A 20,690-nucleotide genomic window follows, 5' to 3' on the forward strand; every position below is an offset into this window, starting at 1 on the left:
GGTGCAGTCATTGCGAGCGCAGCGAAGCAATCCAGACTGCCACCGCGGCAAGACTCTGGATTGCTTCGCTACGCTCGCAATGACGATGCCGAGCGAACGGGGCCGCGGGAACATGTGGCGAAGCTGAAATTGAATCGTTCCAAACTGGGCGCCGGCCATCCCGGCCGCAAAACCGCCCCAAAAACCGAATGGTAACCATGGCCCCTTAAGGTAATGACGTGACCAATTCCCCGACGATCCTGGTATTCGACTCCGGCCTTGGCGGCCTCACCGTGCTGCGTGAGGTGGTGGCCGCACGCCCGGATGCGCATTACGTCTACGTCGCCGACGATGCCTTCTTCCCCTATGGCCATCACGGCGAGGACGAGATCATCGCCCGCGTCGTGCCGCTGATGGGGGAGCTGATCGGCACCCATGATCCTGACCTCGTCGTCATCGCCTGCAACACCGCCTCCACCCTCGTCCTATCGCATCTGCGGGCCGCTTATTCCGTGCCCTTCGTCGGCACGGTGCCGGCGATCAAGCCGGCCTGCGCCCGGTCGAAGACCCGCCGTGTCTCGGTGCTCGGCACCAAGGGCACCGTGAAGCGCGAATACACCAAGGCGCTGATCCGCGATTTCGCGCAAGGATGCGAGGTCACGCTGGTCGGCTCGCCCGAACTGGCCTCGCTTGCGGAGCGCGAGCTCAGCGGCCACCCGATCAGCGACGGCGATATCCTCGCCGAGCTCACGCCCTGCTTCGTCGGCGATGCCGCAGACGCGGGTGCGCGCACCGACACGGTGGTGCTGGCCTGCACGCATTATCCACTGCTGCTTGACCGGATGAAAAAGCTAGCGCCCTGGCCGGTGGAATGGATCGATCCATCGCCCGCCATCGCCCGCCGCGTCTCGGATCTGCTCGGCCCGCAGGGTAGCGACATTGTGCAACCCGGCGCCGAGATGATCTTTACGTCAAACCGCGCACATGGTCTCGGGGCGACCCTGACGCCGTTCTTCGGCGGCCGCGCACTGGCCTGACTTTTCGCAGACACGGTGCGCTGCTAGGCTTCGCCGTTGTCATCTCGCGCAAGGTCATCACATGCCGGTCTCCGCAACGCCGCTCAATCGCCTTCGCCAATTGTGGAGCGAAGGCCGCCCCGCCTTTGGCGCGATCGCAACGATCCCGAGCGTGCAGCTGGTGCAGATCATGGCGCGCTCGCTCGACTGGATCATCGTCGATCTCGAGCACGGCCCGATTGGATTGACCGAAGCGCATGCGATGATTGCCGCGACGACGGGCACGCCGTGCACGCCGCTGGTGCGGATCGCGGCGAACGAGCCGTGGCTTGCGAAAGCGCCGATGGACATCGGCGCCTTCGGCATCAATTTCCCGATGATCACGAACCGCAGCGAGGCCGAGAAGGCGGTGCGCAGCGTGCGCTATCCGCCGCGCGGCGATCGTCTGTGGGGTCCGTTCCACGCACCGTTCCGCTGGGGCCAGTCGATGCCGGACTACATGGCGTCAGCCGACGACGAGATGATCTGCATGATCACCATCGAGCATGTCGATGCCGTCAACCGCATCGACGAGATCATGGCGACGCCGGGCATCGACGTCGCCGTCATCGGCCCCGGCGATCTCGCCACGTCCATCAACAAGCGCGGACAGATGGACGATCCCGAGCTGCTCGAACTGGTCGCCCGCGCGGAAGCCGGCATCCTCAGAAGCGGCGTCCCGATCGGCGGGGTGGCCCGCACCGCAGACCAGGCCAACGCCCTGATCGACCGCGGCTACCGCGCGATCGCGCTCGGCTTCGACTGGTCGCTGTTCCAGCGCGGCATCATGGCGGCCTTCGACGGTATCAAGCGCTGAACAGGCCGATTGCCACCTTGCCGGGAACAGCCGCGCTGCTAGGGTCGGCCGTTCCAGGGAGGAAACAATCGATGCTCAAAAAGAGCCTGCTCGTTCTTGCTTTCACCAGCCTCGCCGTCGCCGCCGTTGCCCAGCAGACCGGCATCAAGCGCACCCCGGTCCAGAAGGTCGAATTCCCCGATGGCTACAACACCATCACAGCCATCGCGGAAGTCCCGGCGGGCGGTGCGGCCGGACGCCACACCCATCCGGGGGTCGAGACTGGCTATGTGCTCGAAGGCGAGCTCAATCTCCTGATCGATGGGCAGCCCGAGAAAACCCTGAAAGCCGGTGATTCCTACCAGATCCCCGCAGGCGTCGTGCATGACGCCAAAGCTCATGGCGACAAGGCTATGAAAGTGCTGGGAGTTTACGTCGTCGACAAGACCAAGCCGCTGGCCTCGCCGGCACCCTGATAGGGCCGAACCGATCCGGCCCCAAGCGGGTTGGTTCGTGCTACAGCAGGCAGCGAGCGGGAACCCGCTCGCCGTCCCCTATCTCAATCCGCGGGAACCGGAGAACGATGCGCGGCCAACCTAAGAACATTTCGCTGCCGCGCCGCCTGATTATCGACCTCATGCGCGCCTCGATGGGCGTGCCGTTCGTCTCGTTATCCCGCCCGCTTCATATCCGGCCCCTGCTGGAGGCTCGCGCGGGCGCGATAGCGCCGGCCGGCTGGGCCGCGATGTTCGTCAAGGCGTTCGCCCTGGTCGCCAGGGACGAGCCGGTCCTGCGCACCGTCTATGCCAAATGGCCCTGGCCATCGCTCTACGAGCTGCCGAAAAGCGTGGCTCTGATCGCCATCGCCCGGGTCGAGGACGGCGAGGAATGCGTGATGCCGCAGCGAATCGCGGCCCCGGAGACCATGGCGCTGGCCGCAATCGACGCCGAAATCCGGCGCGCCAAGACCGCGCCGATCGACGACGTCCCGATGTTCCGCAAGATCATGCGGGCGACCCGCCTGCCGCTGCCGCTGCGGCGGCTGTCCTGGGCGGTGGGCCTAAATTTCGGCCGGCAGCGGGGCAATTGGTTCGGCAGCTTCCAGGTGAGCTCCGTGGCCGCCTATGGCGGCGGCGAGCTCCACCCTATTACGCCCGGCCCGTTCATCGTCAGCTATGGGGTGGTCGAGCCCGACCAGACCATCCATGTCGTGATCCGCTGGGATCACCGGGTCACCGATGCCGCCCCCATGGCTCGGGTCCTGACCCGGCTGGAACAGGTGCTGAACACTGAAATAGCTGCCGAATTACGCGCGACCGGCGCCAAGCCAATTCGGGTTGTCGGGACCTGATTTCGGGGCCATTCGCATTGACAAATCGGCCCAAACTCTCCTAAAAGCCCCCTGCTCGCGGGCCGATTTCGGCCCGCGAAGCGTTTCGCGACCCGTGGTCCTCTCCCTTAAGCTTTGGGGATCGGACCTGTCAGTGCCGGGCTAGCCCGTCACCCAGGAGGGCGCGTTTCCTCAAACCATGCAACCGAAGAGGACGCGATGACTAAGCGCAGTGAGGCGAAGTACAAACTCGATCGCCGTATGGGCCAGAACATCTGGGGCCGCCCGAAGAGCCCCGTCAACCGCCGCGAATACGGCCCCGGCCAGCACGGCCAGCGCCGCAAGGGCAAGCTCTCCGACTTCGGCGTGCAGCTGCGCGCCAAGCAGAAGCTGAAGGGCTACTACGCCAACATTTCCGAGCGTCAGTTCCACGGCATCTATGTCGAGGCGAGCCGCCTCAAGGGTGACACCGGCGAGAACCTGATCGGCCTGCTCGAGCGTCGTCTCGACGCGGTCGTGTACCGCGCCAAGTTCGTCTCGACGATCTTCGCCGCGCGCCAGTTCATCAACCACGGCCACATCAAGGTGAACGGCCGCAAGGTCAACATCTCGAGCTACCAGATCAAGGTCGGCGACGTGATCGAGGTCAAGGAAGCCTCCAAGCAGCTCGCACACGTTCTCGAAGCGAGCCAGCTCCCCGAGCGTGACACCCCCGACTATCTCGAAGTCGACCACGGCAAGATGACCGCAAAGTACGTGCGCATCCCCGGCCTCTCCGACGTGCCGTTCCCGGTGCAGATGGAGCCCCATCTGGTCGTCGAATTCTATTCGCGCTAAGATCTGAATATCGAAAGGCCCCGGTTCGCCGGGGCCTTTTTGCTTAAGAGCCACACTTCAGTGGCCGCAATGCGTTCAGGAGCCGTCGCAATGCTCTACACCCCTCCCCCGATCGATCCCAAGGCGCCGCCGGTGCGCATCAATCTGCTCTCGGACACGCAGACCAAGCCGACGGCTGCAATGCGCGAGGCGATGGCGCGGGCGGAAGTTGGCGACGAGCAGGTCGGCGACGATCCGACCGTAAATGCGCTGTGCGAGCGCGTGGCCGAGCTGATGGGCAAGGAGGCGGCCGTCTACATGCCCTCGGGCACGATGTGCAACGTTACCGCGACGCTGGTGCATTGCCGGCCCGGCGACGAGATCCTCGCGCATGAGACCGCGCACATCATCGCCCGCGAAGGCGGCGCGCATGCCGCGATCGGTGGTTTCCAGGTGACGCAGCTCAAGGGCGCCGACGGCCAGTTCACGCCGGAGACGTTCCGCAAGGCGCTGCACCCGCGCACGCGCTACCAGCCGACGCAGACCGTCGTCAGCGTCGAGCAGACCGCCAACATCGGCGGCGGCACGATCTGGAAGAAGGCCGCACTCGACGAGATCGTCGCGATCGCCAGGCAACACGGCCTCGTCACCCACATGGACGGCGCGCGTCTGCTCAACGCCACCGTGGCGAGCGGCATCTCGCCGCGCGACATGACCGCAGGCTGGGATTCGGCCTGGATCGATTTCTCCAAGGGCCTCGGCGCGCCGATCGGTGGCGTGCTCGCGGGCTCCCGCGCCTTCATCGATGCGGTCTGGCAGTGGAAGCAACGCCTCGGCGGCTCGATGCGGCAGGCCGGCATCTGCGCGGCCGCCTGCATCTATGCGCTCGACCATCACGTTGACCGCCTCGCCGACGACCATGCCAACGCGCGCGCGCTTGCCCGCGGCCTGTCGCAGATTTCGGGCGTCGAGGTGCAGGAGCCCGAGACCAATCTTGTGTTCTTCAAGCCCGACGGCGCCGGCGTGCCCGGCGACAAGATGGTCGCCGCACTGCGCCAGCGCGGCGTGACGCTCGCGATGATGGACGGCCGCATCCGCGCCTGCACCCATCTCGACGTCAATGCGAGCCAGATCGAGGAAACGATCGGCTACGTGCGCGAGATCGTGCGCGGGGCGTGAGTTCTGTAGCCCGGATGGAGCGCAGCGAAATCCGGGATCTATCCGATCGGTCAGAGAGTCCCGGATTGCGCTTCGCTCCATCCGGGCTACGCAAACCACGAACCTTCGGCGATCACCGCCCCATCGCCTGATAGATCAGCGTCTTCAGCGCGAGCTGAATCCGGCCGCGCTGTGACGGGGTCTGCACCATGAAGATCCCGAACAGATCGTCTTCGGGATCGATGAAGAAGAAGGTGCCGCCGACGCCGTCCCAGCGATATTCGCCGAGCGGCCACGACGTGCCTGCCGGCACGGAAGTTCGGACGGCGAGGCCGAGGCCGTAGCCGGAGTTCTCCCCCGGGTAATAGTTCCTGTCGCGCTCGACGTGGGTCTCGGGACCGACGTGATCCGACGCCATCAGGGCAATGGTTTCCGGCTTGAGATAGCGCCGGCCTTCATAGCTGCCGCCATTGAGCAGCATCTGCGAGAAGCGCGCATAGTCGCCGACGGTGCCGACGAGGCCACCGCCGCCCGACTCCCATCTCAGCGGTTTCCTGGGATCGCGGACCTGCGTCATCGGACTGATCGCGCGATCCGTCGGCATCGGCTCGGCGATGCGCGGCCACTTGGCGGGATCGGCAACATAGAACGCGGTATCCTTCATCCCGAGTGGATCAAGCAGCCGCTCCTTCGCGAACTGGAACAGCGATTTCCCCGATATCACCTCGATGACGCGGCCGAGCACGTCGATAGAGAGGCCGTAGTCCCAGATCGTGCCGGGCTGTTCAGCGAGCGGCAGCGTGGTGATCTTCCCGACGAGTTCGGCATTGGTCATAGCCTTGTTGTCGAACAGACCGGCGTCGGCATAGAGCTTGTTCACCAGGCCTCCGCCATAATAGCCGTACGGGATCCCGGAGGTATGGCGCATCAAATCTTCGATCGTCACCGGACGTTTGAGCGGCTCCAGCTCCAGCGAGATCTTGTCGTCCTCGGCCTTCTTCTCGACGCCGACCTTCATGCCGGCGAAGGCCGGAATGTATTTCGAGACGGGATCGTTGATCGCGAGCCTGCCCTCCTCGACCAGCATCATCGCAAGGACTGAGGTGACCGGCTTCGACATCGAATAGAGCCGGAAGATCGTGTCCGCGCTCATCGACATCTCGGTTGCGACGTCGCGCACCCCGAAATTCTCGTAATAGACCGGCTTGCCGTGCTGCTGGAGCAACAGGATCGCGCCCGGAAACTTGCCGGCCACGATCTCGTTCCTGATGTAGTCGGAGACTTTCGCCAGGCCCTCAGGCGTGAAGTTGCGCACGCGGTTCTCGGAGCCCGCCTGCGCACCGCCAACGCCGAACAAAAGGACGAGCGCCGCAATCAGCGCGCGGCGCCCGAACATGTCAATTCTCCATGGCTTCATAGACCAGTTGCTTCAATGTCCGTTGGATGCGTTGGCGCTCGGTCGGGGTCTGTTCCAGCAGCACAAAGAACATGTCCTGCTTGGGGTCGATCACGAAATAGCAGCCGGAGGCGCCGTCCCACTTCAATTCCCCGAGATCGCCGGGCGGCGGCGGTTTTGCGTTGCCGGGATCGGTGCGGACAGCGAGGCCGAGGCCGAAACCAAAGCCGTCGCCGGGGAAGTAGAAATAGTCGCGACTGACGCCGGAATTCGGGCCGACCTGATCGGTCACCATCAGCTTGAACGTCTCGGGCTTGAGGATGGTCTTGCCGTCGAGCGTGCCGCCGTTGAGCAGCATTTGCGCGAAGCGTTCGTAATCGGCCATGGTCGTCACCATTCCGCCACTGGCGAACTGGATCTTCTTGACGACCGTCGGATCGTTGATGCGGCCGACCCGGAAATCGCTGTCGTTCGGCACCGGTTGCGCCAAGAGCTTCTGCTTCTCCGGGTCCGTGACGAGGAAGCCGGTGTCAACCATGCCGAGCGGACCGAGCAGCGTCTCCCGCTCGATATCGAGCAGCGGCTTGCCCGCCGCGACCTCCATGACGCGCGCCAGAATGTCGGTGGAATGGCCGTATTGCCAGAGCGCGCCCGGCTGGTTGTGCAGCGGCAGCTTTGCGATGCGCTCGGCGAACTCGGCGAGGTCGAAATCGCCGGCATAGATATTGGCGTCGCGATAGGCCTTGCGGACCAGGGTGTCGCCATAAAAGCCGTAGGTGACGCCCGAGGTGTGCGTCATCAGATCCTTCACCGTCATCGGCCGGTTTGGCGGCACCAGCTCAAGCGATTTGGTGCCGTCGTCGGCCTTCTTCTCGACGCCGACCTTCACATTGGCAAAGGACGGGATGTATTTCGAGACGGGATCGTCGAGCTTGATCTTGCCGTCCTCGAGCATTTTCATCGCGGCCACCGCCGTGATGGCCTTGCTCATCGAGAACAGGCGGAAGATCGTCTTGTCGGTGATCGGCGCCTTGCTGACCACGTCCTGCACGCCGAAGGCCTCGTGGTACACCGGCTTGCCATGCTGCTTGATCAGCACGGTTGCACCCGCAATCTTGCCGGTCGCGACCTCGTTCTTGAAGAACTCGCTGATCTTGCCGAGCTTGTCCTGATTGAAATGCGCGCCGGCCGGAATCTCGTAAGTGCCCTCTGCGCGCGCGAGCGACATCGTGCCAAGCGATGCAAGCGCGCCGCAGACGAGCGCAAATCGTCCAATACGTAAAATCATATCCCCTCCCCGGAGCATGGCCGGGTGGAGTGTACTGACAGCGCCATCAGGCACAAGGGCTGCCGTACCGCGCCAAAACGTCCGTGTGCAGCGCGGCGCTTGCCTCCGAAAAACAACAGAATATGACGTGGCCGACCGCGGGAGCAGTCGGCAGGGCGTCGATCGTCGTATGGATCGCAATCCTCGCGGCCTGATCCGCCGGAAAGCGGTATACGCCGGTCGAGATCGCGGAGAACGCCAGCGAGTTCAACTCATTGGCCTCGCAGAGTTCAAGCGCACGACGATAGCAGGAGCGCAGCGCATCCGCCTCACCGCGGCCGCCGCCATACCAGACAGGACCGACCGCGTGGATTACATGACGCGCGGGCAGACGGTAGCCCCTCGTGATCTTAGCATCGCCAGTCGGACATCCGCCTAGTGTCTGGCACTCGGTGAGCAGCTCAGGCCCGGCCGCCCGATGGATCGCGCCGTCTACGCCGCCCCCGCCAAGGAGCGACGTGTTGGCCGCATTGACGATGGCGTCAACGCCGAGCGTGGTGATGTCAGCAACGATGATGTCGAGCTGGACGGCGCCGATCCGGCGCGTCAGCACCGTCACGTATCAGGCCGCGACCGCGACGCCCTTCTCGGAGAAGAGCTGCTGCAATTCGCCAGCCTGGAACATCTCGCGGACGATGTCGCAACCGCCGATGAACTCGCCCTTCACGTAGAGCTGGGGGATCGTCGGCCAGTTCGAGAATTCCTTGATGCCGTTGCGGAGCTCTGCGGATTCGAGGACGTTGAGGCCCTTATAGCCGACGCCGATATGGTCGAGGATCTGCACGACCTGGCCGGAGAAACCGCACTGCGGAAATTGCGGCGTACCCTTCATGAACAGAACCACGTCGTTCGACTTCACTTCGTTAGCGATGAATTCCGCGATGCTCATATCCGTGTCCTTTTGGGGCAGAGCCCTCACCTATCATTCCGGGCCGGCTCAGCCGATCTAACCCGATACCTGCCTATATATGTAGCCCAAACCGTTGTGCATCCAAAGTAAAATGGCGGCGAACGGCCCCTCAACAGGCGTCTGGAGCGGCCCCAGCCCATTGCATGATGGCACGAATATCATCATCGGGGAGGACTTTCATACCGTAACGGAGCCCCTATCTAGGACGAACCTTGGTTTTGGAACCGGGTCTCGCCAACAACGTTCTCTTGTTCTGTCTGGAGAAAAACGTGACGAAACAAGCATCCGCACCGGCCAGTCCGCCGCTTTCGTCACCGTCGGCCGACCAGGGCAGCCTCGCCGAGCGGCTCGAGGCCGCCTTTCTCGGCGTCCGCAACGAGACCGAGCGCCGGGCCGCGCCGCTGTCGCCCGAGGACCAGCAGATCCAGTCCATGCCGGATGCGAGCCCGGCGAAATGGCACCGCGCCCACACCACCTGGTTCTGGGAGCAATTTCTGCTCGGCGAGCACGCCCCTGGCTATCGGCCTTTCCACCCCGACTTCGCCTTCCTGTTCAATTCCTATTACGTCAGCGCCGGGCCCCGCCATGCCCGCAATCACCGCGGCGACATCACCCGGCCCAGCGCCAACGAGGTCGGTGCCTACCGCCGATATGTCGATGCGGCGGTCGCAAAGTTTTTCCGCGAAGCCGGCGAGGACAAGCTTCGTGAGATCGCGCCGCTGGTCGAGGTCGGGCTCAACCACGAACAGCAGCATCAGGAATTGATGTTCACCGACATCCTGCATGCCTTCGCGCAGAACCCGGTCTATCCAGCCTACGATCAGGACTGGCGTTTCCCGGCTTCGACACGAACGGGCGAGGATTGGCTGACGCTTAACGAGGGCATCCACACCGTCGGCCATGTCGACGACAGCTTCCATTTCGACAACGAGAAGCCGGCGCATCGCGCCCTCGTCGGCCCGGTGAAGATCGCACGCAATCTCGTCACCAATGGCGAATGGCTCGCCTTCATGCGCGACGGCGGCTATCGGACCGCAACGCTGTGGCTGATGGACGGCTTCGCCGCCGCCAGCAAGGAAGACTGGCAGGCTCCGGGCCATTGGCGCGAGGCCGATGGTGCATGGCAGGTGATGACGCTCGCCGGCCTCAAGCCGGTCGATCCCGACGCCCCGGTCTGCCACATCAGCTATTACGAGGCCGATGCGTTCGCGCGCTGGGCCGGAAAACACCTGCCGACCGAGATGGAGTGGGAGGTCGCCGCGCGCGCCGGCCAGCTCAACGATGCCTTTGGCATTGTCTGGCAATGGACCCGCAGCTCGTATTCCCCCTACCCTGGCTACCGCGCCATCGAGGGTGCTCTCGGCGAGTACAACGGCAAGTTCATGGTCAACCAGCTGGTGCTGCGCGGCTCCTCGCTCGCGACACCGGACGGTCACAGCCGTGTCACATACCGCAACTTCTTCTATCCGCATCATCGCTGGCAATTCACGGGGTTGCGGCTCGCCAACTATCTCTAGTTCTCATCCGACGACAAATGCGCGCCGGACAGCGCGTTCAGGAGAGTATCATGAATGTGCACGCCAGCGCTTTGGCCGAAGCCCATCTCCCCGACGAGCAGACGACTGCCTTCGCCCGCGAGGCCATCGAGGACCTCTCGCAACAGCCGAAAAAACTGTCGCCGAAATATTTTTATGACGCGACCGGATCGGAGCTGTTCGAGGCGATCACGCGCCTGCCGGAATATTATCCGACGCGCACCGAGCTTGCGATCCTGAAGGAGCGCGGCAGCGAAATCGCAAAGATCATTCCGGAACATGCGGCTCTGGTCGAGTTCGGTGCCGGCGCGACCACAAAAGTCCGCCTGCTGCTCAACCACTGCAAGTTCGCGGCCTATGTGCCCGTCGATATCTCCGGCGATTTTTTGAAGGCACAGGCCAACGGGCTGAAGCGGGATTTCCCCTCGCTCGGCATCTATCCGGTAGCCGCCGACTTCACTACGCCGTTCGAGCTGCCCAAGGCGGTTGCGTCCATGCCCAAGGTCGGCTTCTTCCCCGGCTCGACCATCGGCAATTTCGAGCCGCATGAGGCGCAGGCTTTCCTGAAAAGCGCGCGCGCGATTCTGGGCCGGGGCGCGCAGATGATCATCGGCGCCGACCTCGAGAAAGAGGAGCGCCTGCTCCACGCCGCCTATAATGATGCCGCGGGCGTCACCGCACGATTCAACCTCAATGTGCTGGTGCGGATCAACCGCGAGCTCGGCGGCAATTTCGACCTCTCCGCCTTCACCCATGGCGCGATCTACAATCACGACCGGCACCGCATCGAGATGCACCTGATCAGCCGGAAGAGCCAGACCGTGCGCCTGCTCGGTACCAGCTTCTCGTTCCGTCCGGGCGAGAGCATTCACACCGAGAACAGCTACAAATACAGCATTGAGCGCTTTGCCACGCTGGCGCAGAGCGCCGGCTGGCGTGTGCGCGAGAGCTGGACGGACGCAGCGAAGATGTTCTCGGTACACGCGCTGGAGGCGGCGGAGTAAGCGCTCCTGCGCCGGGGTAGCTTAATGCTCCCCGGCCTCTTCCGGTTTCGATCCCAGCGACACCGACTCCCACACCGCGACGACGATCATGATCACGCTCGTCGCGACCGACAGCCATAGCGGCGAGAGATCGGCGGCAAACCACCACAGCGCCATCAGCAGAATGATGCCGATGCCGTGCGAGAGCTGGAGGAAGCCGCGGATCGCGTGCTTGAACAGGATGGTGCCGACCAGAAACACCAGCGGTCCGCCTATCGTGCTCACGATGATGCGGACATCGGAATGGCCGGTCGGGTGCTTCAGCACCAGTTCGTCCGAAACAGCGGTCAGGATGATGCCGGCGACGATCGGCATGTGCAGATAGGTGTAGGCGAGCCGCGCCAGCCGGCCGGATTCTGCGCTCTTCGAGATCCGTTCGGAGCCGGCCTCCGCGCCTTTGTGGAAATAAACCCACCACATCGCGATGCTGCCGACGAGGCACGAGACGAAAGCCAGGATGTTGTCTGCGGTCCAGTCCAGCTCGGCAAAGGTCGCGCCGTTGACGACGACAGCTTCGCCGAGCGCGATGATAATGAAGCCGGCACAGCGCTCGGCCATGTGGTTGCCTTCGACCGCCCAGGCCTCCACGGACGAGAAGCCCAGCTTCGGCACCCAGAAGCGCACCGCGGGCGAGACGTATTCGATCGTCAGCGCCACGATCCAGAACCACAGCCGCTCCTCGCCGTGCGAGAGACCGCCGAGAATCCAGAACACCGCGGAGCACGACAGCCAGACCAGAATGCGGATAGCATTGTGCCGCACGGCGGTGCGATGGCGCGGGGTCGCAAACAGCCAGAAGGCAGTGCGTCCGACCTGCATGACCGCGTAGGCGATCGCGAACCAGAGGCCGCGCCCCTCGAACGCACCAGGGATGGTCGTCGACAGCACGAGGCCGCCGAGCATCATCAGGAAGATCAGGATGCGGACCGGCGTCAGCTCGGGGTTGAGCCAGTTGGTGACCCAGGCGGTGTAGACCCACACCCACCACACCGCCAGGAACAGCAGCGTGACCTCGACCGCGCCGAGCGGCGTGAAGTGGTGCAGCAGCGTGTGGGAGATCTGCGTGACGGCGAAGACGAAGACGAGGTCGAAGAACAGCTCGGCATTGGTGACGCGGCTGGGCTGGTTCGGCACGATCACGCGAAACATCGCGCCGCGCGCATTGTCGGCTGCCATCATCGCTCCCGTCGCGCGATCAGGTCAGGCGAAAATTATTCAAGTACCTGGTACGCCGGTTTGCAGCGCCAGCGCATGCAGCACGCCGCCCATCTGGCCCTGCAGGGACCGATAGACGATCTGGTGCTGCTGGACGCGGGATTTGCCGCGGAAGGATTCCGAGATCACGGTCGCGGCATAGTGGTCGCCATCGCCGGCGAGGTCACGGATGGTCACCTCGGCATCGGGGATCGCTGCCTTGATCATCGCCTCGATATCGTGGGCGTCCATGGGCATTCGGGTCTTGCTCCTTGTGTCGGCTTACAGCCTCGGCGTCGAATTGCTTTGCCGGGCTCCGGATTGCAGAGCCAAACTTGCCGGCAGGGCCAAACTTAGCGTGAACGGCCTTCTACGTCACGCCTTCAGGCATTATATCCCTGATCCCATCAGGATAAAGGCACGACAAAGTGCCGCGCGCGGCAGATCGATCGAAAAGGCGTGAAATCATGAAGCTTCCAGGCCCCGACCACCCCATCACCATCACCCAAAACCCCCGGCGGGTCCGCGTCACGGCGGGTGATATCGTGATCGCCGAGAGCGCCAAGGCGCTGACCCTGAAAGAGGCCAAATATCCGGCGGTGCAATATGTGCCGCGCGAGGATGCCAACATGGCGCTGCTGGAGCGCACCGAGCGCACCACCCACTGCCCCTACAAGGGGGACGCCAGCTATTACAGCATCAAGGCCGACGGCAAGACGCTCGATAACGCCATCTGGACCTACGAGACGCCGTTCCCGGCGATGACGGAGATCTCGGGGCACTTGGCGTTCTATCCGGACAAGGTGAAGATCGAGGAAGTGGGCTAAGCTCTCCCGCGCTGCGACGCCGGGGCGTTCGTCAGGTCGCCTCCTCTCGGTCGACACAAGGCACGAGATGCCGCGCAAGGCCGCAAGACTGATTGGGGTCTCGTTGCTGGGATTGGCCGGCGTCTTCATCGTCGTGGCGACTGCCGGGCTGGGCTTTCGCGCCTATCGCCAGCATCTTGCCGCCGAAACTCTCGCGATTCGCTCCCCCAACGGCGTGCAGGAGGGCGCGTTCGTCGATATCGGCGGCATCAAGCAATGGATTCAAATCCGCGGCGAGGATCGGGATAATCCGGTTCTGCTGTTCGTGCACGGTGGGCCCGGAGGCTCAACCTTGGCAATCTCGTCGGGCTGGCGCCCCTGGGAAAAGCATTTCACCGTGGTGCAGTGGGACCAGCGCGGCGCCGGCCGCACCTATGGCGCGGCTGGGGACACGCTCGCGCCAACCATGACGCTGGAGCGGATGACACAGGATGGCGTCGAGCTGGTCGAATACTTGCGGGCGCATCTGCACAAGGACAAAATTGTCCTGGTCGGGCATTCCTGGGGCTCGTTTCTGGGCATTCACATCGTCAAGCAGCGCCCCGATCTGTTTTATGCTTATGTCGGCACGGGACAGGTGGTCGGCAGGGCGACGTTCGAGAAGCAATTCGAGATCACGATCGCGCATCTGCAAGCGTTGGCGCAGTCCGCTGGCAACAGCGAGGCCCAAGCGGAATTGGCGCCAATCGTCGCGCGCCCCCTGATCAATCCGCAAAATCGATTGGTTGCGGACAAATGGAGCAAAGCGCTGGGGCTCCCTTCCATCGAGAGCGTCCAGTTGGCGGGTCCCGTCCCGCCCCCGTTCATGCCGGATTTCTCGCTGCTGGACTGGTATAACTGGCGTAGAGGCATGGCCTTCTCCGCAAAATATCTGCGCGGACGAGAGGGCCCCATGTTCAAGCGCGACGTCGCCGCGCTGGGGCTCGCGTTTCCGATCCCGGTGATCTTCATCGAGGGCGATGCGGACTACAACACACCGGGTGGGCCGGCCGAACAACTCTTCAATCAGATCACCGCCCCACACAAGGAATTTGTCTGGGTGCGCGGCGGCGATCATTTCATTCCGTTCGATCGTCCCGATGAATTCCTGGCGGAGCTGGTGGCCCGCGTGGTGCCGTTCACGCGCAATTGAGGTCAACCGCGTTGCGCGGCACGGGTTCCCATACGCACGACGGGAGGTTGTCGCGGCACAAACTGCCCTTGCTGAATCGGGTTCCCGGCGGCAGAGTCCGGCTGGGACAGAAACGCGACCGGGGCAACCATGAGCACGATCTCACAGTCAGCGACGATTGGCGCCGAAGCGCATGCTGCGCCAAAAAGCAAGACGCGCAACCTGTCGCTCGATCGCGCCCGCACCTTCCTGACGCTGGTGGTGCTGCTGCACCATGCCGTCATCCCCTATACCTATTTCGGTCATACCGACCCGAAGTTCTTCTTCGGCTTCGACATGATCGTGCTCGCCACCGACAGCTTCTTCATGGCGATGTTCTTTTTCCTGTCGGGCTTGTTTGCGTGGTCAGGCATCGCCCGCAAGGGAGCACGGAGCTATTTGGCGGATCGCCTGCTGCGGCTTGGGCTGCCGTTCGTGATTTGCGCATTCACGATCATTCCGCTCGCCTATTACGCGATCTCGCTCCGGCACAATCCCGAGATCGGCTTCTCGGAGTACTGGTGGAATATGATCACGAAGGGTCCGTGGCCGAGCGGGCCGATCTGGTTCCTCTGGGTCCTGTTCGCCTTCGACGTGGTTGCCTGCATCCTGCATCGACTGTCACCCAACCTGCTCGATCCGATCAATCGCCTATCGCTGCACGGCCGCCGCCGGCCGGCGGTGTTCTTCGCGGTCATGCTTGCCGTCACCGCAGCGTTCTATGTTCCAGGGCTGATGTATTTTGGGCCAAGCAGCTGGTTCGAGTTCGGGCCCTTCTCGGTGCAGCACGGGCGCGTGATGCTCTATGCGAGCTACTTCTTTTTCGGTGCCGGCATCGGCGTCGCCAATATGGACCGCGGACTGCTCGCGGCTGACGGCCGGATGGCGAAGGTCAGTTGGGACTGGATGGTCTTGGCGATCGTTCCGTATTGCCTGCTCTGGGTACTGATCTTCATCAAGCGCGAAATACTGGGAAATCCGTCACCGCTGCCGAACTGGTATGAGGGGCTCTATGCTGTCTGCTTCGCTGTCTTCAGCGTGGCCATCATGTTTCTCATCCTGGCCTTCTTCCAGAGGTTCAGGCAATCGGGTTCGGCCAGGCTACTCGATCCGATGCGGGCGGACGCCTTTGGCATGTTCTTGGTGCACTACCCGATCGCGCTTTGGCTGCAATACTGGCTGTTCGACTATGACCTGCCAGCAATCGTCAAGGTGACGGTGGGATTCGTGCTGACAGTCGCGTTCAGTTGGGCGCTGACGCGCGCCCTGCGCCAAATCCCTGGAGCAACGAAGGTACTGTGAGTGTGGGAAGGCGGCTTACGCCGCCTTCCCGCCCATATAATCCGGCAACCAACGCTCGTGCGAGGTCCGCAAGCTCTCGATCGACACGGGCGCCTCGCCGGCGATCGCGATCGCATCGCCACCGGTGGTACCGATCCGCACGCAGGGCACCTCGCAGCCGCGCATCTTGGCGAGCACGCGGCCGGCTTCCGTTTCCGGCACGGTGACGAGATAGCGCGCCTGGTCCTCGCCGAACCAATAGGCATGCGAGACAAGCGAACTCGGCGCCGCCAGCAGCTTTGCACCGATGCCGCTCGCCATCGCCATTTCGGCGAGCGCGATCAGCAGACCACCGTCCGAGAGGTCGTGCACGGCGGTCGCAGTGCCCGCATGGATCATGCCGCGCACGCAGTCGCCGTTGCGCTTCTCGGCCGCCAGGTCGACCGGCGGCGGCGCGCCCTCCTCGCGACCGCAGATGTCGCGCAGATAAACCGACTGGCCGAGCCAACCGTGGGTGTCGCCGATCAGGAGGATCGCCTCGCCCTCGGCCTTGAAGGCGAGCGACGCAGACTTGGTGAAATCGTCGAGCAGGCCGACGCCGCCGATCGAGGGCGTCGGCAGGATCGCGCGGCCGTTGGTCTCGTTGTAGAGCGAGACGTTGCCTGAGACGACCGGAAAGTCGAGCGTGCGGCAGGCTTCCGAAATGCCCTTCAGGCAGCCGACGAACTGGCCCATGATTTCAGGCCGCTCAGGATTGCCGAAATTGAGATTGTCGGTGATCGCGAGCGGCTTGCCGCCAACGGCCGTGATGTTGCGCCAGGCTTCCGCCACCGCCTGCATGCCGCCCTGGTAAGGATCGGCCTCGCAATAGCGCGGCGTGACGTCGACGGTCAGCGCCAGCCCCTTCGGCCCGTCCTGCACGCGCACGACCGCAGCGTCGCCGCCGGGGCGCTGCATGGTGTTGCCGAGGATGACGTGGTCGTACTGCTCCCAGACCCAGCGCTTGCTGCACATGTCGGGCGTGCCGATCAGCTTCTCCAGCGCGCTACCCACGGCCATTGGCGCCGGTACCTCGCGCGCATGCACGGTCGGCAACGCGGTGGAGGGAACATGCGGACGGTCATAGAGCGGCGCCTCGTCGCCGAGCTCCTTGATCGGCAGATCGGCCATGACGTCGCCGCCATGCTTGACCACGAAGCGCTTGCTCGGCGTGGTGTAGCCGACCACGGCGAAATCGAGACCCCACTTCTTGAAGATCGCCTCGGCTTCCTTTTCCTTCTCGGGCTTGAGCACCATGAGCATGCGCTCCTGGCTCTCCGAGAGCATCATCTCGTAGGCGCTCATGCCGGTCTCGCGGGTCGGCACCGCGTCGAGATCGAGATCGACGCCGAGGTCGCCCTTGGCGCCCATCTCGACCGCCGAGCAGGTCAAGCCCGCCGCGCCCATGTCCTGGATCGCGATGACGCAGCCCTTCTCCATGATCTCGAGGCAGGCCTCGAGCAGAAGTTTTTCGGCGAAGGGATCGCCGACCTGCACGGTCGGGCGCTTCTCCTCGGACTTGTCGTCGAACTCGGCCGACGCCATCGAGGCGCCGTGGATGCCGTCGCGCCCCGTCTTGGAGCCGAGATAGACGATCGGCATATTCACGCCGGAGGCGGCCGCATAGAAGATCTTGTCGGTATCGGCGAGGCCGACCGCCATCGCGTTGACGAGGATGTTGCCGTCATAGCGGGTGTGGAAGCGCACCTGGCCGCCGACCGTCGGCACGCCGAAGGAATTGCCGTAGCCGCCGACACCGGCAACGACGCCGGAGACGAGATGCCGGGTCCTGGCGTGCTCGGGCGCGCCGAAGCTCAGCGCGTTCAGGCAGGCGATCGGGCGCGCGCCCATGGTGAAGACGTCGCGCAAAATGCCGCCGACGCCGGTGGTCGCGCCTTGATAGGGCTCGATGTAGCTCGGGTGGTTGTGGCTCTCCATCTTGAAAACCACGGCCTGGCCATCGCCGATGTCGATCACGCCGGCATTCTCGCCGGGCCCCTGGATCACCCAGGGCGCTTTCGTCGGCAGGCCGCGCAGATGGATGCGCGAGGATTTGTACGAGCAGTGCTCGTTCCACATCGCCGAGAAGATGCCGAGCTCGGTGAATGTCGGCTCCCGCCCGATCAACTTCAGGATGCGCTCATACTCGTCGGGCTTGAGCCCGTGGGCGGCAACCAGTTCGGGGGTGATCTTGGGTTCGTTCTTCATGGATTCGGGGCTTTCGGCGGGCGTTTGGCCGTTCTTAGGAACATCGGGGGCTCACGAAAAGCCCTTTATGGCGCATTTTCCCGCTGTCCCACGTTTTGCAAGGTGGGTCGGCGGGAACGGGAATTGCAAGGCGCTGACGGATCGGATTTAAGGACTGAAGACCCGTAATTGAAGGCCCATTTCCTTGCACGAATTGACCAAAGTCCCCTCCACCCGCCGTCCCGACCTGCACGTCGCCACCGAGGGCGAGTTTACGGGTTGGCGGACCTGGATTCGCGACAGTTTTGAGAGCCATATCGGCCCGTTCTGGCACAGGATCGAGGACGACGGCAGCGTCCGCTGCGCATTCCGGGTCGAGAAAAAGCACCTCAATGGCTCCGGGAACGTCCATGGCGGCTGCTTCATGGCCTTCGCGGACTATTGCCTGTTTGCCATCGCCACCCATGAGCTGGACGGCCCGGCCGTGACCACCAATTTCGCCTGTGATTTCCTCGACGCCGCACGCGAGGGCGAAATGATCGAATGCACCGGCGAAGTGTCCCGGGCCGGTGGTTCGCTGATCTTCCTGCGCGGCAAGCTGAGCTCGGCCGGCCGGCCGCTGTTCACCTTCTCCGGCACGATCAAGCGGGTGAAGCGGAAGCCGGCACTCCAGGCCAACGCATAGCGACTAGTCTAGCGCGAACCACTATTGCTTGGCGTCGTCCGCCAGCATCTTCCGGTATTTCTCGACGTCGCGCGTCACGAGCTTTTGCAGAACCTCGGGCGTGTGCTCGTCGGTATCGGGCGCGACGGTCGAAAGGTCGGCAAAACGCTTCTTCACTGCGTCGGTTTCCACCGCCGTACGCGCCGCCGCATTCAACTTGGCGATAATGGCCGGCGGCGTACCCTTTGGCGCGAACAGGCCGTTCCAGCCCTGCGCCTCGAATTCCGGCAGGCCCGCTTCAGCTGATGTCGGCAGATCGGGCAGCGTGGCGAGCCGCACGGTCGAGCCGACCACGAGACCTCTCACCAGCTTTTCGTTGATCGATTCCGACACGGAGGCCGCCGCGTCACAGACGCCGTCGATCTGGCTGCCGATCGCATCCGTCAGCGCGGGCGAAGCGCCGCGATAGCCGACCAGCGTCGCGTCGACGCCGGCGGCCGTCACGAAGCTCTTGCAGATGAGGTAGTTCGACGAGCCGACGCCGGCATGGCCGAGATTGATCTTGCCGGGATTGGCCTTGGCGTAGGCGATGAACTCCTTGAGGTCCTTCGCCGGAAAATCCTTGCGCAGCGCGATGATGCCGAATGTCTTCGCCACCATGCCGATCGGTGCAAAGGACTCAGGCGTGAACGGCAGCTTCGGATAGATCGTGTAGGTCGCGGCATTGGTGCCGGCATTGCCGATCGCGATGGTGTAGCCGTCGGGCTCGGCCCGGGAGGCGCGCGCCAGCGCGGTCGAGCCGCCGGCGCCCGCGACGTTCTCGATCACGATGGACTGGCCCAGCGCCACGCCCATCTGCTCGGCCACCGTGCGCGCGATCACGTCCGAGGTGCCGCCGGCCGCGAACGGCACGATCATGGTGATCGGATGCTTTGGGAAATCCTGCGCGAAGGCAGCCGTCGCGAACGAAACCGCCGCGAACGCTGCGAGCGCACGCTTCACCACGAAGGAGATCACGCGGCCTTTTCCAGATGCGCGGTGAGGCCTGCGAACAGGCCGCGACCATCGGTGCAGCCCATGATGTCTTCGACGTGGTTTTCCGGGTGCGGCATCATGCCGAGCACGTTGCCCTTGTCGTTGACGAGGCCGGCGATCGAATGGGCAGCACCATTGATGTTGTGGCTCTCGTCGACCGCACCGTCGGCCGAACAGTAGCGATAGAGCACGCGCCCCTCGCCCTCGATCCGCTTGATGGTCTCTTCATCCGCCTCGTAGTTGCCTTCGCCGTGCGCGACAGGCACGCGGATCACCTGGCCGGCATTGTAGCCGCGGGTGAACGGCGTATCGGAGCGCTCGACGCGCAGATGCACGTCCTTGCAGATGAATTTCAGCCGCGCGTTGCGCATCAACACGCCCGGCAACAGGCCGGACTCGCAGAGGATCTGGAAACCATTGCAGACGCCGAGCACGAGGCCGCCCTTGGCCGCATAGTCGCGCACCGCATCCATCACCGGCGCCCGCGCCGCAATCGCCCCACAGCGAAGATAGTCGCCATAGGAGAAGCCGCCCGGCACCACCACGAGATCGGTGCCTGCAGGCAGCGACGTCTCGGCGTGCCAGACCATCGCGGGCTCGTGGCCCGAGATGAGCTTCAGCGCGCGAGCCATATCGCGCTCGCGGTTGATGCCGGGGAAGACGAGGATAGCGGCTTTCATCAGAGCAGCTCGACCCGATAGTTCTCGATCACGGTGTTGGCGAGCAGCTTGTCGGCGGCGTCCTTCAGCGCGGCTTCCGCCTTGGCCTTGTCGGCGCCGGCGAGCTCGATGTCGAACACCTTGCCCTGGCGGACGCTGGCGACGCCGTCGACGCCGAGCGACTTCAGCGCGCCTTCGATGGCCTTGCCCTGTGGATCGAGGATGCCGGTCTTCAGGGTAACGGTAACACGTGCCTTCACGTCAAATCCC

The 20,690-nt window shown here is 63.9% G+C and carries 22 protein-coding genes; 12 read left to right on the forward strand and 10 right to left on the reverse strand.

Features of this window, described 5'->3' with window-relative positions:
• The first annotated feature begins 218 nt into the window (after positions 1–218).
• From murI to ACLFLU_RS28005, 6 genes are all read left to right on the forward strand, one after another.
• Positions 219–1,016 carry a glutamate racemase gene (murI, locus tag ACLFLU_RS27980; RefSeq protein ID WP_426407987.1) on the forward strand — a complete coding sequence of 266 codons (798 nt, stop codon included), beginning with the start codon at positions 219–221 and terminating at the stop codon, positions 1,014–1,016.
• 61 nt (positions 1,017–1,077) lie between these two features.
• On the forward strand, positions 1,078–1,851 hold the full coding sequence (locus ACLFLU_RS27985; protein WP_426407988.1) for an HpcH/HpaI aldolase family protein: 774 nt from the start codon (positions 1,078–1,080) through the stop codon (positions 1,849–1,851).
• A gap of 71 nt (positions 1,852–1,922) precedes the next feature.
• Positions 1,923–2,306: a cupin domain-containing protein gene (locus tag ACLFLU_RS27990; RefSeq protein WP_426407989.1), complete on the forward strand. Its 384-nt coding sequence runs from the start codon at positions 1,923–1,925 to the stop codon at positions 2,304–2,306.
• 107 nt (positions 2,307–2,413) lie between these two features.
• Complete coding sequence (locus ACLFLU_RS27995) at positions 2,414–3,181, forward strand: acyltransferase (protein ID WP_426407990.1); 768 nt, start codon at positions 2,414–2,416, stop codon at positions 3,179–3,181.
• A 198-nt stretch (positions 3,182–3,379) separates the two neighbouring features.
• Positions 3,380–3,997, forward strand: coding sequence for a 30S ribosomal protein S4 (rpsD, locus tag ACLFLU_RS28000; protein ID WP_092228027.1), 618 nt, complete (start codon positions 3,380–3,382; stop codon positions 3,995–3,997).
• A 90-nt stretch (positions 3,998–4,087) separates the two neighbouring features.
• Positions 4,088–5,155, forward strand: a complete 1,068-nt coding sequence (locus tag ACLFLU_RS28005) for a threonine aldolase family protein (RefSeq protein WP_426407991.1) — start codon at positions 4,088–4,090, stop codon at positions 5,153–5,155.
• 112 nt (positions 5,156–5,267) lie between these two features.
• On the opposite strand, the gene ACLFLU_RS28010 is transcribed toward ACLFLU_RS28005, so the two are convergent.
• Genes ACLFLU_RS28010 through grxD form a run of 4 tightly spaced genes read right to left on the reverse strand, consistent with a single transcriptional unit; the run spans position 5,268 to position 8,746 of the window.
• Positions 5,268–6,530: a serine hydrolase domain-containing protein gene (locus ACLFLU_RS28010; RefSeq protein ID WP_426407992.1), complete on the reverse strand. Its 1,263-nt coding sequence runs from the start codon at positions 6,528–6,530 to the stop codon at positions 5,268–5,270.
• 1 nt (position 6,531) lies between these two features.
• Complete coding sequence (locus ACLFLU_RS28015) at positions 6,532–7,818, reverse strand: serine hydrolase domain-containing protein (RefSeq protein ID WP_426407993.1); 1,287 nt, start codon at positions 7,816–7,818, stop codon at positions 6,532–6,534.
• A gap of 46 nt (positions 7,819–7,864) precedes the next feature.
• Positions 7,865–8,416, reverse strand: a complete 552-nt coding sequence (locus ACLFLU_RS28020) for an O-acetyl-ADP-ribose deacetylase (RefSeq protein ID WP_426407994.1) — start codon at positions 8,414–8,416, stop codon at positions 7,865–7,867.
• 3 nt (positions 8,417–8,419) lie between these two features.
• A complete protein-coding gene (grxD, locus tag ACLFLU_RS28025) occupies positions 8,420–8,746 on the reverse strand; it encodes a Grx4 family monothiol glutaredoxin (protein WP_008139425.1) in 327 nt (108 codons plus the stop codon).
• Between the two features lie 239 nt (positions 8,747–8,985).
• On the opposite strand from grxD, the gene egtB reads away from it, so the two are divergent.
• On the forward strand, positions 8,986–10,284 hold the full coding sequence (gene egtB / locus ACLFLU_RS28030; RefSeq protein ID WP_426414090.1) for an ergothioneine biosynthesis protein EgtB: 1,299 nt from the start codon (positions 8,986–8,988) through the stop codon (positions 10,282–10,284).
• A gap of 50 nt (positions 10,285–10,334) precedes the next feature.
• On the forward strand, positions 10,335–11,306 hold the full coding sequence (egtD, locus tag ACLFLU_RS28035) for an L-histidine N(alpha)-methyltransferase (RefSeq protein ID WP_426407995.1): 972 nt from the start codon (positions 10,335–10,337) through the stop codon (positions 11,304–11,306).
• Between the two features lie 21 nt (positions 11,307–11,327).
• Here the strand turns inward: egtD and ACLFLU_RS28040 are convergent, their stop codons facing one another.
• Complete coding sequence (locus ACLFLU_RS28040) at positions 11,328–12,521, reverse strand: low temperature requirement protein A (protein WP_426407996.1); 1,194 nt, start codon at positions 12,519–12,521, stop codon at positions 11,328–11,330.
• Positions 12,522–12,560: 39 nt separating this feature from the next.
• Positions 12,561–12,797: a BolA family protein gene (locus ACLFLU_RS28045; RefSeq protein ID WP_015685068.1), complete on the reverse strand. Its 237-nt coding sequence runs from the start codon at positions 12,795–12,797 to the stop codon at positions 12,561–12,563.
• Positions 12,798–13,006: 209 nt separating this feature from the next.
• Between ACLFLU_RS28045 and ACLFLU_RS28050 the strand changes: the two genes are divergently transcribed.
• The 3 genes from ACLFLU_RS28050 to ACLFLU_RS28060 all read left to right on the forward strand — a co-directional run bounded on the left by ACLFLU_RS28050 (position 13,007) and on the right by ACLFLU_RS28060 (position 15,857).
• The gene (locus ACLFLU_RS28050) at positions 13,007–13,366 is read left to right on the forward strand and encodes a DUF427 domain-containing protein (protein WP_045013445.1); all 360 of its coding nucleotides are present in this window, start codon (positions 13,007–13,009) and stop codon (positions 13,364–13,366) included.
• Between the two features lie 67 nt (positions 13,367–13,433).
• A complete protein-coding gene (locus ACLFLU_RS28055; protein WP_426407997.1) occupies positions 13,434–14,537 on the forward strand; it encodes an alpha/beta fold hydrolase in 1,104 nt (367 codons plus the stop codon).
• 129 nt (positions 14,538–14,666) lie between these two features.
• Complete coding sequence (locus ACLFLU_RS28060) at positions 14,667–15,857, forward strand: acyltransferase family protein (protein ID WP_426407998.1); 1,191 nt, start codon at positions 14,667–14,669, stop codon at positions 15,855–15,857.
• A 15-nt stretch (positions 15,858–15,872) separates the two neighbouring features.
• Here the strand turns inward: ACLFLU_RS28060 and purL are convergent, their stop codons facing one another.
• The gene (purL, locus tag ACLFLU_RS28065; protein ID WP_426407999.1) at positions 15,873–18,083 is read right to left on the reverse strand and encodes a phosphoribosylformylglycinamidine synthase subunit PurL; all 2,211 of its coding nucleotides are present in this window, start codon (positions 18,081–18,083) and stop codon (positions 15,873–15,875) included.
• Positions 18,084–18,267: 184 nt separating this feature from the next.
• Here purL and ACLFLU_RS28070 point away from each other — a divergent pair, with 184 nt between their 5' ends.
• Complete coding sequence (locus ACLFLU_RS28070; RefSeq protein WP_426408000.1) at positions 18,268–18,747, forward strand: PaaI family thioesterase; 480 nt, start codon at positions 18,268–18,270, stop codon at positions 18,745–18,747.
• Positions 18,748–18,768: 21 nt separating this feature from the next.
• Here the strand turns inward: ACLFLU_RS28070 and ACLFLU_RS28075 are convergent, their stop codons facing one another.
• The 3 genes from ACLFLU_RS28075 to purS are packed head-to-tail and all read right to left on the reverse strand — an operon-like array spanning position 18,769 to position 20,680.
• On the reverse strand, positions 18,769–19,743 hold the full coding sequence (locus ACLFLU_RS28075) for a tripartite tricarboxylate transporter substrate binding protein BugD (protein WP_426408001.1): 975 nt from the start codon (positions 19,741–19,743) through the stop codon (positions 18,769–18,771).
• Complete coding sequence (gene purQ, locus ACLFLU_RS28080; RefSeq protein ID WP_426408002.1) at positions 19,740–20,441, reverse strand: phosphoribosylformylglycinamidine synthase subunit PurQ; 702 nt, start codon at positions 20,439–20,441, stop codon at positions 19,740–19,742. Before purQ ends, ACLFLU_RS28075 begins: the two co-directional genes overlap by 4 nt.
• Positions 20,441–20,680 carry a phosphoribosylformylglycinamidine synthase subunit PurS gene (purS, locus tag ACLFLU_RS28085; protein ID WP_015685059.1) on the reverse strand — a complete coding sequence of 80 codons (240 nt, stop codon included), beginning with the start codon at positions 20,678–20,680 and terminating at the stop codon, positions 20,441–20,443. The genes purQ and purS overlap by 1 nt, the downstream gene beginning before the upstream one ends.
• Between the last annotated feature and the right edge of the window lie 10 nt (positions 20,681–20,690).

Origin of the sequence: Bradyrhizobium ganzhouense (assembly GCF_049949285.1) — a bacterium.
Classification (GTDB): domain Bacteria; phylum Pseudomonadota; class Alphaproteobacteria; order Rhizobiales; family Xanthobacteraceae; genus Bradyrhizobium; species Bradyrhizobium ganzhouense.

What these genes read in the sequence shown, in the direction of transcription:
- ACLFLU_RS27985 (WP_426407988.1), top strand. Translation starts at nt 1,078, where the DNA reads ATGCCGGTCTCCGCAACGCCGCTCAATCGCCTTCGCCAATTGTGGAGC.
- ACLFLU_RS27990 (WP_426407989.1), top strand. Translation starts at nt 1,923, where the DNA reads ATGCTCAAAAAGAGCCTGCTCGTTCTTGCTTTCACCAGCCTCGCCGTC.
- ACLFLU_RS27995 (WP_426407990.1), top strand. Translation starts at nt 2,414, where the DNA reads ATGCGCGGCCAACCTAAGAACATTTCGCTGCCGCGCCGCCTGATTATC.
- rpsD (WP_092228027.1), top strand. Translation starts at nt 3,380, where the DNA reads ATGACTAAGCGCAGTGAGGCGAAGTACAAACTCGATCGCCGTATGGGC.
- ACLFLU_RS28005 (WP_426407991.1), top strand. Translation starts at nt 4,088, where the DNA reads ATGCTCTACACCCCTCCCCCGATCGATCCCAAGGCGCCGCCGGTGCGC.
- ACLFLU_RS28010 (WP_426407992.1), bottom strand. Translation starts at nt 6,530, where the DNA reads ATGTTCGGGCGCCGCGCGCTGATTGCGGCGCTCGTCCTTTTGTTCGGC.
- ACLFLU_RS28015 (WP_426407993.1), bottom strand. Translation starts at nt 7,818, where the DNA reads ATGATTTTACGTATTGGACGATTTGCGCTCGTCTGCGGCGCGCTTGCA.
- grxD (WP_008139425.1), bottom strand. Translation starts at nt 8,746, where the DNA reads ATGAGCATCGCGGAATTCATCGCTAACGAAGTGAAGTCGAACGACGTG.
- egtD (WP_426407995.1), top strand. Translation starts at nt 10,335, where the DNA reads ATGAATGTGCACGCCAGCGCTTTGGCCGAAGCCCATCTCCCCGACGAG.
- ACLFLU_RS28040 (WP_426407996.1), bottom strand. Translation starts at nt 12,521, where the DNA reads ATGGCAGCCGACAATGCGCGCGGCGCGATGTTTCGCGTGATCGTGCCG.
- ACLFLU_RS28045 (WP_015685068.1), bottom strand. Translation starts at nt 12,797, where the DNA reads ATGCCCATGGACGCCCACGATATCGAGGCGATGATCAAGGCAGCGATC.
- ACLFLU_RS28050 (WP_045013445.1), top strand. Translation starts at nt 13,007, where the DNA reads ATGAAGCTTCCAGGCCCCGACCACCCCATCACCATCACCCAAAACCCC.
- ACLFLU_RS28055 (WP_426407997.1), top strand. Translation starts at nt 13,434, where the DNA reads ATGCCGCGCAAGGCCGCAAGACTGATTGGGGTCTCGTTGCTGGGATTG.
- ACLFLU_RS28060 (WP_426407998.1), top strand. Translation starts at nt 14,667, where the DNA reads ATGAGCACGATCTCACAGTCAGCGACGATTGGCGCCGAAGCGCATGCT.
- purL (WP_426407999.1), bottom strand. Translation starts at nt 18,083, where the DNA reads ATGAAGAACGAACCCAAGATCACCCCCGAACTGGTTGCCGCCCACGGG.
- purQ (WP_426408002.1), bottom strand. Translation starts at nt 20,441, where the DNA reads ATGAAAGCCGCTATCCTCGTCTTCCCCGGCATCAACCGCGAGCGCGAT.